The following is a 14,439-nucleotide window of genomic DNA, read 5'->3' as shown; positions in this document are numbered from 1 at the left end:
ATGTATTTACTAGGATATGACATTGGCAGTTCTTCCGTAAAAGTTTGTCTCATTGAGGCATCCAGTGGAAAGATTATTGCATCAGACTTTTCTCCAAAAAAGGAGATGAAAATTATAGCTGTCAATCCGGGTTGGGCTGAACAGAATCCTTCGGATTGGTGGTTAAATTTGAAATTAGCCCACGAAGCTGTAATGCATGAATCCGGAATCAATGCAGAAGATATAAAAGGAATTGGGATTACCTGGCAAATGCATGGTTTGATTTTAGTAGATAAGGATCAAAATCTTTTGCGACCTTCTATTATTTGGTGTGATAGCCGTGCCGTTCCATACGGGGAGAAGGCATTCAAAGAAATAGGCGAAGAAAAATGCCTGTCACATCTTTTGAATTCACCAGGAAACTTTACTGCTTCAAAATTAGCCTGGGTGAAGGAAAATGAACCTGAAATTTTTGATAAAATTGATAAAATTATGCTTCCCGGAGATTATATCGCAATGAGACTTTCCAATCACATTGGAATAACAATCGAAGGTCTTTCTGAAGGAGTTTTCTGGGATTTTAAAAATCATTGCATTTCTGAAGATATAATTAACTATTATGGTATTCCAAAAAGCTTTTTTCCAGAAATTGTACCAACATTTGGTATTCAGGCAACAGTGTCTAAAGAGGCAGCTCGGGAATTAGGACTAAAAGAAGGTACACCAATTTCATATAGGGCGGGAGATCAGCCCAACAATGCCCTTTCCCTGAATGTTTTCAATCCGGGAGAAATTGCTTCTACAGCAGGAACTTCAGGTGTCGTGTATGGCGTTCTTGATCAGCTTGAGTACGATAGGTTATCCAGGGTTAATACATTTGCTCATGTTAATTATACAGCTGAGCAAATCAGACTAGGTGTTTTGCTTTGTATTAATGGAACGGGAATTTTAAATTCCTGGTTGAAACATAACTTTGCGACTTCCCTTTCTTCTTATGGAGACATGAATGACATGGCTTCCCTTTCACCAATTGGCTCAAAAGGGCTAAGCATCATTCCTTTTGGAAACGGTGCAGAGAGAGTTTTGGAAAATAAAGATACAAGTTGTTCGATTCATGGAATTAATTTCAATATACACACAAAAGGAGATATTCTGCGTGCAGCGCAGGAAGGTATTGTATTTTCTTATGAGTACGGAATGGATATCATGAGACATATTGGAATGGATATTCAGGTAATCCGTGCAGGGAATGCAAATATGTTTTTGAGTTCAATTTTTCGTCAGTCACTTTCCAGTATCAGTAATGCGGTCATTGAGCTTTATGACACCGATGGAGCTGTTGGGGCTGCAAGAGCTGCAGGAATGGGAATAAATTTTTATTCAGATTCTAAAGAAGCGTTTTATTCACTTGAGAGAATAGCAGTGATAGAACCTGAACATGAAAAACAAGAACAATATTTTGAAGCTTATGCCAGATGGAAAAGTCATCTTAACGAAATAATCTAGACACTTACACCAGAGCCTTATAAGGTAGGTACTCACTGAGTCTTTCTAATCAGTGAGAAGAGAATCCTTACGCCAAATTTAAAACAAATAAAAAATAATCAAATAAATATGAACACTTTAACAGAAACAAAAGAATTTTTTAAAGGTATCGAAAAGATAAAATTTGAAGGAAAAGAAAGTCGAAATCCGCTTGCATTCCGATATTATGATGAAGACAAAATAATCATGGGAAAACCTATGAAAGAATGGACACGCTTTGCAATGGCCTGGTGGCATACTTTATGTGCAAATGGAAGCGATCCGTTTGGAGGACCGACAATTCATCACCCTTGGGACATGGGAGATGATCCCCTTACAAGGGCTATGAAAAAAATGGATGCTGGCTTTGAATTTATGTCTAAAATGGGATTCAACTACTACTGTTTTCACGATATTGATTTAGTAGATCCTGCCAACAATTGGAAAGACTATGAAAAAAACCTTCAGGCCATTGTGGAATACGCAAAAGAAAAACAAAAAGAAACTGGAATTAAACTTTTATGGGGAACAGCTAATGTTTTTACACATGAAAGATATATGAATGGTGCATCTACCAATCCAAATTTTGATGTGGTAGCTTGCGCGGGAACTCAGGTTAAAAATTCTATCGATGCAACCATTGCATTAGGCGGAGAAAATTATGTTTTTTGGGGTGGGAGAGAAGGATATATGAGTCTCTTAAACACGGATATGAAGCGTGAAAAAGATCATTTAGCGCGTTTTCTTTCAATGTCAAGAGATTATGCCCGTCAGCAAGGTTTTAAAGGAACTTTTTTAATTGAACCAAAACCGATGGAACCTACCAAGCATCAGTACGATTACGATTCTGAAACAGTAATTGGCTTTTTAAGACATTATGGATTGGATAAAGATTTTAAATTAAATATTGAAGTTAACCACGCAACCCTTGCCGGACATACTTTTGAGCACGAGCTTCAGGTTGCAGTAGATGCTGGACTTTTAGGAAGCATCGATGCCAACCGAGGAGATTATCAAAATGGGTGGGATACTGATCAGTTCCCAATTGATTATTATGATATGGTTCAGGCTTGGTTGGTACTTCTTCCTGCAGGAGGACTGGGAAATGGCGGGGTAAATTTTGATGCTAAAATCAGAAGAAATTCTACAGATGCTGAAGATTTATTCATCTCCCATATTTCAGGAATGGATGTTTTTGCCAAAGGACTTTTGGCAGCAGCTGACATTCTTGAGAATTCAGATTATAACAAATTACGTACGAATCGTTATTCTTCTTTTGATAATGGAAATGGAAAGGCTTTTGAAAATGGCTCTCTTACATTGGAAGACCTTCAGAGAATTGCCCATGAAATAGGGGAACCTCAAGCAAAAAGTGGAAAACAGGAGTTGTTTGAAGCCATTGTAAATATGCATATATAATACATAATAAAAGGCTGCTAAACACTAAGGTTTTTACCACTCTAATTATTAATAGCCTTTTATTAAAACCTAACACACAAAAATAATAATTATGAGCCGATTTTATTTTGGTAGTAATAAAGCTGCACTATTTTTTGCAATGGCTTTACTACCCTCAGGCGTGGTTTATTCCCAGGTTAAAAAAGATACGGTAACAAAAGAGAAAAAGATAGATGAAGTTGTTGTTATTGGATATGGTACACAAAGAAAAGAATCTGTTACAGGATCTGTTGCTTCTGTAAAAGGAGATGTATTACGAGAGGTACCATCTGCAAATATTACCCAGGCATTACAAGGAAGAACAGCAGGTGTTGATATTTCTCAAACCTCTACCAAACCGGGAGCCGCAATGCAGATCCGCATAAGGGGAACCAGATCACTTACAGGAGATAATAACCCATTAATTGTTTTAGACGGAATTCCTTTTGTCGGATCATTAGGAGACATCAGTTCAAGTGATATTAAGAGCATTGATATTTTAAAAGATGCATCGGCAACGGCAATTTACGGATCAAGAGGTGCGAATGGTGTTATCTTAGTAACCACGAATAGAGGATCTAAAGGTCAAAAGCCCAAGTTGACCTACAATACCTTTACAGGAGTACAGACTTTGTTTTCGAAATATCCGATGATGGATGGACCAAAGTTTGCTCAGCTTCGTGCCTATGCTATTCCTGCTGGTAATACGACTCCATTATATACTAATGGTGTCGATGAGAATAACAATACCAATACAGACTGGCAGGATTTATACTATAAGCCGGCAATGATAACCAGCCACGATGTAGGTGTTTCAGGAGGTACTGAAGGGGGAAATTATAATGTGGGCTTGTCATATTTTAAACAAAATGCATTAATTCCTCTCCAAAGTTATGAGAGATTTGCCTTACGTACAGCCATTGACCAACAAGTGGGTAAAGCTTTCCGATTCGGATTTACCACTAATACCAATTATTCTGTATCAGAAGGAAATGGAGTAAATCCTGGAGCAGTTTTGGGATACTCTCCAATTGCTAGTCCTTACAGGGCTGATGGAAGTTTGAAAACTTTAATGAGCACGGCAGGAGGTATTGATCAGAGCTGGATTTATACCCGTAAGAATTTAGAAAATTTAGGTGATAAATATATTGATGAAACGAAATCTTTTGCATCGTATAATAATCTCTATGGCGAATTAAATCTGCCGGTGACTGGATTAAAATACAGATTAAATGTAGGTTTGGATTATCGTACCTCAAACAGTGGAAACTATACGGGAGTTGGAGTGTTTAATACCAATCCAGCAGGACCATCTTCTGCAGGGAGAGGAAATAATCAGACTTATCATTGGGTTTTAGAAAATCTCTTAACATATGACCGTACTTTTGGTAAGCATAAAATAAATGCCGTAGCATTGTATTCCGCTGAAGGAAATAGATATACGAGTTCTTATATGAGCGCGAAAAATGTTCCGGCGGATTTTTTTCAATATTATAATTTAGGGCAATCTCCACAGGCAGATATTACAGTGAGGCCGGAGGATCAAATATATTGGCAGACCGGCCTGCTTTCAGCGATGGGAAGAGTAATGTATACATTTAATAACAAATATATGCTGACCGCAACTCTTCGTGCTGATGGATCTTCAAGACTTGCCCCCGGTAATAAATGGCATACCTATCCTGCACTATCATTGGGATGGAACGTTACTAATGAAGCTTTCATGAAGAATATTAAAATACTTAATCTTCTTAAATTTAGAGCAGGTTGGGGCCAAACATCCAACCAGGCAGTGAATCCATATTCTACGTTGGGGGCACTTACTGTTACTCCTTACAATTTTGGGACTACAAACAGTACGGGAGTTTATGTAAGCCAGGCTCCGAATCCTAATCTTGGATGGGAATATTCAAAAACACAAAACTACGGGGTGGATTTTGGATTATTTAATAATCGCCTTACAGGTAGTGTGGAATATTATAAAACACATACTTTTGATCTTTTAACTCAGAAAAACCTTCCATCATCAACGGCTATAGGATCTATTATATCCAATGTTGCAGAGACGGAAAATAAGGGTTTCGAAATTAGTGTTAATGGCGTTATAATCGACAACCCTGACGGATTTACATGGGAAGCAGGTGCTAATTTTTATACTAACAGAAATAAAATTTTATCTCTTGCCTCCGGAACTACACGTGATGTAAATAACTTATGGTTTGTAGGACATAATATAAATTCATTGTATGATTATCAATATGTAGGTCTTTGGCAGGCAGGTGATCCTTATCAGAGTATTTTGGAGCCGGGAACTTCTGGTGATGTAGTTGGCTCTATTAAGGTACTTTACACAGGAGGTTATAACCCGGATGGTACTCCTATAAGAGCAATTGGACCCGATGACAGGCAGATTTTTGACACAGCTCCGAAGTTTCAGGGAGGATTTAATATGCGCTTTGCGTACAAAAATTTCGAGCTAAGTACCGTGGGTGCTTTTCAACATGGGGGAATTCTGATAAGTTCAATATATGGATCTGCAGGTTATCTTAACAGATTAACAGGTCGTGGCAATAATGTTGATGTTGATTATTGGACAGAAAATAATACAGATGCTTATTTTCCGCGTCCTGGACGTCACTTAAGTGGGGATAATCCAAAATATTCTTCTACACTGGCAATGTTTGATGCATCTTATCTCAAACTCCGAACGATTACTTTAGGGTATAATGTCAATAAGGACTTCCTGAAAGATTTGAAAATTACCAGTTTGAGAATCTACTTTACAGTTACCAATCCGGTTGTCCTATTCTCTCCTTATCATAAATTTTCAGGAATGGATCCGGAACCTAATTCTTTGGGTAATGAAAATCAGGCTGTAAGCGGATATCAAAATCGTCAGCCAATCATAGGAACTAACAATCCTTCTACAAGAAATTACTTAATGGGACTTAACTTAACTTTTTAAAACTGTACAGTCATGATAAATTTTAACAAAAAACTGATATTAGGAGCAATCTTTTTATCATTAACATTTACAGGATGTAATGAAATTCTTGATGAACAGCCAAGATCAACATACACTGTTGACTACTTTAGTACGCCGGATGGAATCAACCAGAGTTTTACTTCCCTGTACAGACAGTTACGATTGCTCTATGGTAACGGATACTTTATGAGCAATTGTCAGAATGGAACCGATGAATCTACCTGGGCACAAAGTGCAGATGGTAACTTCAAAGAACTTGATATGTCAGGAAACGGTAATATTAATTCCAATACTTTCCCGACCAGTATGATCTGGGGATCGGTTTTTCCTTATATTAATACTGCCAATGGGATTATAGAAAAGGGACCAGGATTCGGAATTGCAGAGTCAATGATTTCTGAAGCCAGATTTTTCAGAGGGTTCGATTATTTTATGTTGGTTCAGACATATGGAGGAGTTCCATTGGATCTGGGTGCCGGGGAATTAAAGTTTAATACTTTACCTGCTACAACTTCCGCAAGAAACACTGTTACTGAAGTATATACAAAAGCTATTTTTCCTGATCTTAAAAAAGCAATTGAAACCTTGCCTGTATCACCACGGGTAACGGGAGGAGTGACACAGAACGTAGCGAGATTATTTTTGGCAAAAGCTTATCTTACTTATGGATGGTGGCTGCAGAATCCTAACAATATTCCTACTTATCCTGAAGTTTCAAGGAGTGACCCTGATGGTCATAATGCCCAATGGTATTTCCAGCAAGCGTATGATATAGCAATGGCGGGAATTACCAGCCCCGGAAGTTATGGGCTTCAGCCTACTTTTTACGATGTAAATGTGGGTTCTAATGACAGAAACAACGAATGTATGCTGTATGCAGATCACACGCAGTCAAGTACATATTATAACGAAGGAGATCCTGTAGGGTTTGGGTCAGGTTGGGCTCCGGATAATTTTGCAGCATGGATGCAGACATGGAATTATACTGCCATAAAAAGCAGTAAAACAACAGCCTGGGCAGGTGCAGATGTTGTAAGTCCAGTGCAACGTGAAGCGGCTCAGCCCTTCGGGCGTCCATGGGTTCGTATGTGTCCTACCCTGGGGGTTATTAAAAATACATTTGCCGATAAAACCAATGACTCGCGTTACGATGGTACCTTTGTTACTACATACAGAGGAAACTGGAATAAAAACGGGACCGGTCTTACGGGTGTACCAGTGTTATATAACGCAAACAATTTACCTGTACAGCCGGGGGGCGCTATCCTTAGTTTCCTTAATGATGATACGCAGACTCCTGCATATCCTTCTGGAGCGGGACAAAACGGTGTAGGAGCAGGAACTTTAGCCGGAAGAGCAGATTGGGTTATTGCTCCAAATGGGATCAGCAGAATCGTGTATCCTGGTTTATGGAAAATAGGAACTTACCGTACCGATGATCCGAACGGCTTAGGATATCCAAATGCATCTTTAACACGTCCTTTCAGTGTAGCGAAGTTTTCAGAATTCTATTTTATTGCAGCAGAATCGGCTGTGAAAGGAGCTACAGGAGCAATGACAGCCAAAGATCTTATTAATGTAATCCGTGCCCGTGCAGGCAAATGGAAATTTAACAATGCTCAGAATGCTGCTTATACGGCAGATAACAGTGCGGCAATGATTGCGGCAACACCTTCGAATATTACCATTGATTATATCCTTGCAGAAAGATCACGTGAATATTATGGTGAGTTTTACAGATGGTATGATCTTGTACGTACTCAAAAATGGAGTGAATATGCAGCCACCTATCAGATCGGCGGAGCTTCATATGGAAATCACACCCCAGAGACAGTTACCAGAACGATACTACCGTATCATTATCTCAGACCTATTCCTCAGGGACAACTTGATGCAATGGAAGTATCTGCGGATATAAAAGCTAAATATCAAAATCCAGGTTACAATTAATTTAATTTTTCACATTCATATTAAGAAGCAAAGTAGGTGTCCTTAAAAACACCTGCTTTGTTTAATGAAAATAATTTATAGAGAATATGGAAAAAACATGGCGTTGGTTCGGTAAAAAAGACAACATAAAATTAAACATGCTCCGTCAGATAGGCGTCCAGGGTATTGTTTCTGCACTTCATGATATCCCAAACGGGGAAATATGGCCGTTAGAAGCAATTAACGAGTATAAAGAATATATAGAAAGTTTCGGACTCCGTTGGTCTGTAGTTGAAAGCCTTGCTGTGAGCGAATCTATCAAATACGGAGGAGAGGACAGAGACCATTTAATAGCAAATTATATCATTAGCCTCGGAAATTTAGGAAAAGCAGGAGTTAAAACTGTTTGTTACAATTTTATGCCCGTTCTCGATTGGGCCCGTACAGACCTTTACCATAAATGGGAGGATGGTTCATCATCATTATATTTTGATAAGGCTAAGTTCGCCTACTTTGAAATACATATCCTTGAAAGAGAAGGTGCAGAAAAAGAATATAGCTCAGAAATTCTTGATAAAGTAAGAGAACTCAAAAATACCCTTACTGATAAGGATAACAATGATTTGATTGATTCGGTCATTGTGAAAACTCAAGGCTTTGTAAATGGAAACATTAAGGAAGATGACCAGAATCCTGTAGCTATTTTTAAAAAGCTATTGTTACTATATGACGGAATTGGTAAAGATCAGCTTCGTGAAAATATGAAATACTTCCTTGAGAAAATCATGCCCGTATGTGAAGAGTACAATATTCAGATGTGTGTACATCCCGATGATCCCCCATTTTCATTATTAGGTTTACCAAGAATTATAACATGTGAAGAAGACATTGACTGGTTTTTGAACGCCGTTGACAATCCTCATAACGGGCTTACGTTTTGTACGGGTTCCTTAAGTGCAGGACTTCAGAATGACGTTCCGAAATTAGCTCAGAAATATGCTTCACGCACAAAATTTGTCCACCTGAGGAGTACCAATGTATTTCCGAATGGAGATTTTATAGAAGCAAATCACTTGGAGGGAAGAGGAAAAATCGTTGAGGTTGTTCGAATATTTGAAAAAGAAAATCCGGACCTTCCAATGCGCATTGATCATGGAAGGCTTTTGACAGATGATATTGATAAAGGCTACAATCCAGGATATTCATTTTTGGGAAGAATGCTGGCCCTAGGACAGATCGAAGGGGTAATGGCAAGTGTACAGATGGAATTGGAAAAAAAATAAAGCTACAGTTTGTAATTAATTCTAAAAAGTTAAAATGAACGAAATATTTAGTATAAAAGATAAAGTAGCAGTGATCACCGGTGCCTCAGGGGTTCTGGGAAGTAGCCTTGCTAAAAGCTTTATTGAAGCCGGGGCAAAAGTGGTTGCGTTGGGAAGAAAACAGGCAACTTTAGATGCCTGCGTCAAAGAACTTCAGGAATCAGGTGGTGATGCTTTTGCTGTGGAAGCCAATGTTATGAATATCGAAAGCCTGGAAATAGCTTCAAAGAAGATCATTGAAAGATTCGGGAAGATTGACATTCTCCTTAATATAGCTGGTGGAAATATTCCAGCAGCAACTCTTTCTCCAGACCAGTCTTTTTTAGACATGAATATTGAAGGATGGAATGAGGTAACAAACCTTAATATCAACGGAACTGTTTATCCCAGCTATGTTTTCGGAAAAGTAATGGCAGAACGGGGTAGCGGAAGTATTGTCAATATTTCATCAATGGCGGCATATTCTGCAATCACAAGAGTGGCAGGATATTCCGCGGCTAAATCTGCAATTACCAATTTCACACAATGGCTGGCTTCGGATTTAGCTATAAAATATGGTGATAAAATTCGTGTAAATGCTATTGCTCCCGGATTTTTTATAGGAGACCAGAACCGTGCGATTTTATTAAATCCCGATGGATCTTTAACGGACAGGAGTAAAAAGGTTATTGCTAAAACCCCAATGGGACGATTTGGAGAAGCAAAAGAGCTTAATGGTATTGTACAATTTCTCTGTTCAGATGCAGCAAGCTTTATTACAGGCGGTTTAGTTCCTGTTGATGGAGGTTTCAGTGCTTTCAGCGGAGTATAAAATATACAGTTAGTTGGCAGGGTCTTTTTGTCAATAGCTATTGCTTAAGACCCTGTTTTTTTAATAGTAAATGAACTGAATAAACATGACCAATATTAAAACTGTAGATCGCAAAGATGTTTTCAGCGAATCTTTTCTTCTACGTTCTAAAACCGCAGAAAATTTATATTTTGGGTATGCGAAAGATATGCCGGTCATTGATTATCATAATCATCTGGAGCCGGATGTCATCTCAAAAAATCAAAACTTCAGATCTCCCACAGCAATCTGGCTGGATGGGGATCATTACAAATGGAGAGCGATGAGGAATTTCGGAATTGAAGAAAAATTTATTTCCGGGGATGCATCTGATCAAGAAAAATTCAGAAAATGGACAGAAGTTGTCCCTTACACACTTCGGAATCCACTGTTTCATTGGACACATATGGAGCTGAATAATCCATTTGGGATTAAAGAATACTTATCCTTAAAAAATATAGATTCCGTATATCATAAGATGAATGATAATCTCCAAATGCCTGGATTTTTACCACAATCCATCATTACAAATTTTAATGTGGAAACTCTTTGTACAACAGATGATCCTGCTGATAATCTTCAATATCATAAGACAATAAAAAATAGCTCTTTTACCACTCGGGTTCTCCCTACCTTCCGTCCGGACAGTTATATTAATATAATAAACACTGAGAACTACCTCCGTCAGATTAAAAAATTGGAGAAGGTTAGTGAAATTAATATAAAATCGACTTCAGATTTACTGGAAGCCCTTTATTCAAGAATTCAGTACTTTCATGAAAACGGAGCTCGGATTTCCGATCATGGATTAGAATATTTTCCTGATACTAAGAAATGGAGTACTGCCTTAGAAAATGAATTCAAAAAATTTTTAACTGGAAATAAAAAGTCATTTTCAGATCCAGAAGCTTTGTCTGGCCATCTTTTGAAAGAGCTTTGTAAAATGTATGCCGAAAAAAACTGGGTTCAGCAGTTTCATATAGGAGCCACACGGAATAATAACACAATAATGCTAAATACGATAGGAACTAATGCCGGTTATGATGCCATTAGTGAACAGTATTTTGCCCAAAGAATGAGCATGATGTTCGATGAACTGAATACTGCAGGGAAACTTACCCAAACGATAGTTTATAACCTTAATCCGTCTTTCAATGAAGTATTGGCAACGCTCGTTGGGAATTTTAATGAAGCCGGAATTAAATCAAAAATACAGTTAGGTGCAGCATGGTGGTTTCTAGATCAAATGGAGGGAATGAAAAAGCAAATAAACACACTTTCCAATATTGGACTTATCAGCACTTTTATTGGAATGCTCACAGATTCACGAAGTCTTCTGTCTTTTTCAAGACACGATTATTTTAGAAGATTGCTTTGCGATATCTTCGGCAGCGAAATGGAAGCCGGGCTACTTCCGGATGATGAACAATGGGTGGGAAGCATCATTCAGGATATTTGTTTTAATAATACCAAAAACTATTTTAGATTTTAAATGATTATGCAACATTCAGGGTCAGATAAAATACTTTGTTTCGGAGAATTGCTTTTACATTTTGCTCCGGATTCTAATGGAAACTGGATGAATAACCAGTTAGTGAAAATCTTTGTGGGTGGTGCAGAATATAATGTTGCCACAGCTCTTGCGCACTGGAAAAACCCGGTAAAATTTCTCTCGGCTCTGCCTGAAAATTTCCTGGGAATCCAATTGGAATCTCAGCTGAAAAATAAAGGAATCGAGGTACTTGCCGAGAAAAGTAAAGGCAGAATCGGAACTTTTTACCTCTCTTCGGATGGTGATATGCAAAATACATCGGTAATTTACGACCGTTTTCCATCGGTTTTTACACAATCGGATTTTGACGCCTTCAATTTAGATGATGTGTTTTCAGAGGTGAAATGGATGCATATCAGTACAATTACACCTGCTTTAAGTGAAAAAGCTTACATCAAATGTCTGGATTTAATGAAGGAAGCAGCTTCAAGAAACATTCAGGTTTCTCTTGATTTAAATTATCGTGCTGCACTTTGGCAAGACAAAAATCCTTCAGATAAAATAAAACATATGATGCCTTTGGTGAATGTTCTGATGGGAAATATCTGGTCTGTTCAGCAATTTCTGAATATTCCTGTTGAATATGAATTGAATGGAAATTCTGATGATGAAAATCTTTTAAAACAAGCAGAAAAATCGGCATCGGAAATTCAGAAAATGTATCCCAATGTTGAAACGATAGCAAATACATTCCGATTCACGAGTGGCGAAGCGGTAAATTATTTTGCGACTTTATATACTGATGAAAAACTTTTGATTTCGCAACAATACCATTCAGATAAAATAGAGGAAAGAGTAGGAAGCGGTGATGCATTTATGGCAGCGTTGATTCACGGAACATTAAAAGGAAATCCTACAGAGCAAATTTTAGAAGATGCCACAAAAGTCGCTTTCAAAAAGCTCTTTATTAAAGGTGATACCATTAATGATACCATTAAAATTGAAAAATTATGAGTGTACTATTACAAAAAATAAAGGACCAGAGAATTGTCCCACTTTTTTACAACGAATCTTTTGAAGTTTCAAAAAGGATCATAAAAGCTTTGTACGAAGGGGGAATCCATGTAATAGAATATACCAATCGCGGAAATCAGGCATTGGAAAATTTTGAAAGACTGAAGGAAATTTCTTCTATAGAGTTTCCGGAACTTTTATTGGGAATAGGTACCGTAAAAAATATAAAAGAGATGGATGATTATGCTCGTGCAAAAGCAGATTTTATCATTACACCTGTCATTAGCGCAGAATTGGTAAAACATTCTGTTGAAAAAAACATCAATTTAATTCCGGGATGTTTTACCCCCTCCGATGTTAATGTAGCATTTCAGAACGGACTTCGGTTAGTGAAGATTTTCCCGGCTGATGCTTTAGGTAAAAAATATATCAAATCTATTGAGCCTGTTTTTCCGGGAATGCATTATATGCCAACCGGAGGAATCAATGCTGACTTTGATGATATTACAGAATGGCTTAAGGGTGGCGCAGTTGCTGTTGGATTGGGCAGTTCGCTTATCAACAAAGATTTTATAGCAGAACAGCTCACGGAAAAAGTTCAGAACTTATTGCAACAACTTAATCGACACTAAATGCAGGCTCCTAAAAATCGTAATATAAGATGGTTTATGCTGTCTTTGGTCTTTCTCGCCACCACGATCAACTACCTTGACCGTCAGGTAATGGGTTTGCTGAAGCCTGTTCTTGAAAAAGAATTCAGTTGGGATGAGAAAGATTACAGCTACATTGTGATGGCATTCACAACGACTTATGCTATTGGATATCTTGCGATGGGAAGGTTGATCGACAGGGTGGGAACCAAAATAGGTTATGCTGTTTCATTGATTGTCTGGAGTCTGGCTTCAATAGGGCATGGTTTTGTAAAAAGTACAATTGGATTTATCATTGCAAGAAGTACCCTCGGTATCAGTGAGGCAGGAAATTTTCCGGCAGCTATAAAATCTGTGGCAGAATGGTTTCCGAAAAAAGAAAGAGCCTTGGCAACAGGGATTTTCAACTCCGGAGCGACGGTTGGAGCCATTTTAGCACCGCTTCTTGTGCCATTCATTCTTGGGCATTACGGATGGCGGGAAACCTTTGTGTGGATTGGTGCTCTCGGATTATTATGGATTGTACTTTGGTGGCGGTTTTATAAAATTCCGGAAAAAACTAAAAAACTGAGTCAGGAAGAATTACAGTATATTAAAAGTGATCAGGATGGAAAAACACAGGAACAATCCAAAGTTCCGTTGTCAGAATTATTAAAATACAAAGTAACATGGTCTTTTGCTGTGGGAAAAATCCTTACAGATCCGATTTGGTATTTCTTTATGTTCTGGTTACCTGCTTATTTTGCAGATGTTTTTAAAATGGATTTAACGAAACCTTCCATTCCGTTGATTATTATCTATAGCGGAACCACGATTGGAAGTATTGGCGGCGGTTATCTTTCTTCATTTTTAATTAAAAAAGGCTGGGCAATCGGAAGAGCCAGAAGCTTCACTATGCTCTTGTTTGCTCTGATGGTCGTTCCGGTAATGTTCTCAAAATATGTAGACAATATGTGGCTCATTACCATGATCATTGCTTTTGCAACAGCAGCACATCAGGGTTGGGGAGCGAACCTAATGACAACGGTGGGTGATAAATTACCCAATAATTATGTAAGTTCTGTGATTGGCTTTGGCGGAATGCTGGGCTCAGCTGCAGGGATTATATTCCCGCTTTTCATCGGAATTGTCTTGGACACATTTAAAAAAGCAGGGAATATCAACGGAGGCTACAATATTATATTTTTCATTGCTGGTGTTTCTTACGTTGCGGCTTGGGGAATTATCTGGTTGATCAACAGGAAAAAAACTGAAATTTCGGTTTGAAATTAATGAAA

Annotated in this window: 10 protein-coding genes; all 10 read left to right on the top strand. The window is 38.1% G+C overall.

The window, feature by feature from the left end; translation table 11 throughout:
- The 10 genes from AC3WRL_RS18535 (at window position 1) to AC3WRL_RS18490 (ending at window position 14,428) form a co-directional block, all read left to right on the top strand.
- Complete coding sequence (locus tag AC3WRL_RS18535; protein WP_214826006.1) at window positions 1-1,485, top strand: xylulokinase; 1,485 nt, start codon at window positions 1-3, stop codon at window positions 1,483-1,485.
- Between the two features lie 108 nt (window positions 1,486-1,593).
- Window positions 1,594-2,922, top strand: coding sequence for a xylose isomerase (gene xylA / locus AC3WRL_RS18530; RefSeq protein ID WP_261511828.1), 1,329 nt, complete (start codon window positions 1,594-1,596; stop codon window positions 2,920-2,922).
- A 91-nt stretch (window positions 2,923-3,013) separates the two neighbouring features.
- A complete protein-coding gene (locus AC3WRL_RS18525; protein ID WP_214826002.1) occupies window positions 3,014-5,905 on the top strand; it encodes a SusC/RagA family TonB-linked outer membrane protein in 2,892 nt (963 codons plus the stop codon).
- Between the two features lie 12 nt (window positions 5,906-5,917).
- Entirely contained in the window at window positions 5,918-7,876 is a 1,959-nt protein-coding gene (locus AC3WRL_RS18520) for a RagB/SusD family nutrient uptake outer membrane protein (RefSeq protein ID WP_214826000.1), read from the top strand.
- 86 nt (window positions 7,877-7,962) lie between these two features.
- Window positions 7,963-9,138 carry a mannonate dehydratase gene (gene uxuA / locus AC3WRL_RS18515; protein WP_214825998.1) on the top strand — a complete coding sequence of 392 codons (1,176 nt, stop codon included), beginning with the start codon at window positions 7,963-7,965 and terminating at the stop codon, window positions 9,136-9,138.
- 34 nt (window positions 9,139-9,172) lie between these two features.
- Window positions 9,173-9,988, top strand: coding sequence for an SDR family oxidoreductase (locus AC3WRL_RS18510; RefSeq protein WP_492330956.1), 816 nt, complete (start codon window positions 9,173-9,175; stop codon window positions 9,986-9,988).
- Window positions 9,989-10,073: 85 nt separating this feature from the next.
- Window positions 10,074-11,498, top strand: coding sequence for a glucuronate isomerase (gene uxaC, locus AC3WRL_RS18505; protein ID WP_492330955.1), 1,425 nt, complete (start codon window positions 10,074-10,076; stop codon window positions 11,496-11,498).
- A 6-nt stretch (window positions 11,499-11,504) separates the two neighbouring features.
- On the top strand, window positions 11,505-12,512 hold the full coding sequence (locus AC3WRL_RS18500; protein ID WP_492330954.1) for a sugar kinase: 1,008 nt from the start codon (window positions 11,505-11,507) through the stop codon (window positions 12,510-12,512).
- On the top strand, window positions 12,509-13,144 hold the full coding sequence (locus AC3WRL_RS18495; RefSeq protein ID WP_214825991.1) for a bifunctional 4-hydroxy-2-oxoglutarate aldolase/2-dehydro-3-deoxy-phosphogluconate aldolase: 636 nt from the start codon (window positions 12,509-12,511) through the stop codon (window positions 13,142-13,144). Before AC3WRL_RS18500 ends, AC3WRL_RS18495 begins: the two co-directional genes overlap by 4 nt.
- Window positions 13,145-14,428 (top strand): MFS transporter, encoded by a 1,284-nt coding sequence (locus AC3WRL_RS18490; protein WP_214825989.1) that lies wholly within the window; start codon window positions 13,145-13,147, stop codon window positions 14,426-14,428.
- Window positions 14,429-14,439 lie beyond the last annotated feature (11 nt).

This window comes from Chryseobacterium sp. FW101-FHT12H09, from assembly GCF_058790395.1.
This window is presented reverse-complemented; position numbering and strand designations above follow the sequence as displayed.

Bases quoted from the DNA above. Each gene is read 5' to 3' on its own strand.
- AC3WRL_RS18535 (WP_214826006.1), top strand. From the start codon at position 1: ATGTATTTACTAGGATATGACATTGGCAGTTCTTCCGTAAAAGTTTGT.
- AC3WRL_RS18490 (WP_214825989.1), top strand. From the start codon at position 13,145: ATGCAGGCTCCTAAAAATCGTAATATAAGATGGTTTATGCTGTCTTTG.
- xylA (WP_261511828.1), top strand. From the start codon at position 1,594: ATGAACACTTTAACAGAAACAAAAGAATTTTTTAAAGGTATCGAAAAG.
- AC3WRL_RS18500 (WP_492330954.1), top strand. From the start codon at position 11,505: ATGCAACATTCAGGGTCAGATAAAATACTTTGTTTCGGAGAATTGCTT.
- AC3WRL_RS18510 (WP_492330956.1), top strand. From the start codon at position 9,173: ATGAACGAAATATTTAGTATAAAAGATAAAGTAGCAGTGATCACCGGT.
- uxuA (WP_214825998.1), top strand. From the start codon at position 7,963: ATGGAAAAAACATGGCGTTGGTTCGGTAAAAAAGACAACATAAAATTA.
- uxaC (WP_492330955.1), top strand. From the start codon at position 10,074: ATGACCAATATTAAAACTGTAGATCGCAAAGATGTTTTCAGCGAATCT.
- AC3WRL_RS18495 (WP_214825991.1), top strand. From the start codon at position 12,509: ATGAGTGTACTATTACAAAAAATAAAGGACCAGAGAATTGTCCCACTT.
- AC3WRL_RS18525 (WP_214826002.1), top strand. From the start codon at position 3,014: ATGAGCCGATTTTATTTTGGTAGTAATAAAGCTGCACTATTTTTTGCA.
- AC3WRL_RS18520 (WP_214826000.1), top strand. From the start codon at position 5,918: ATGATAAATTTTAACAAAAAACTGATATTAGGAGCAATCTTTTTATCA.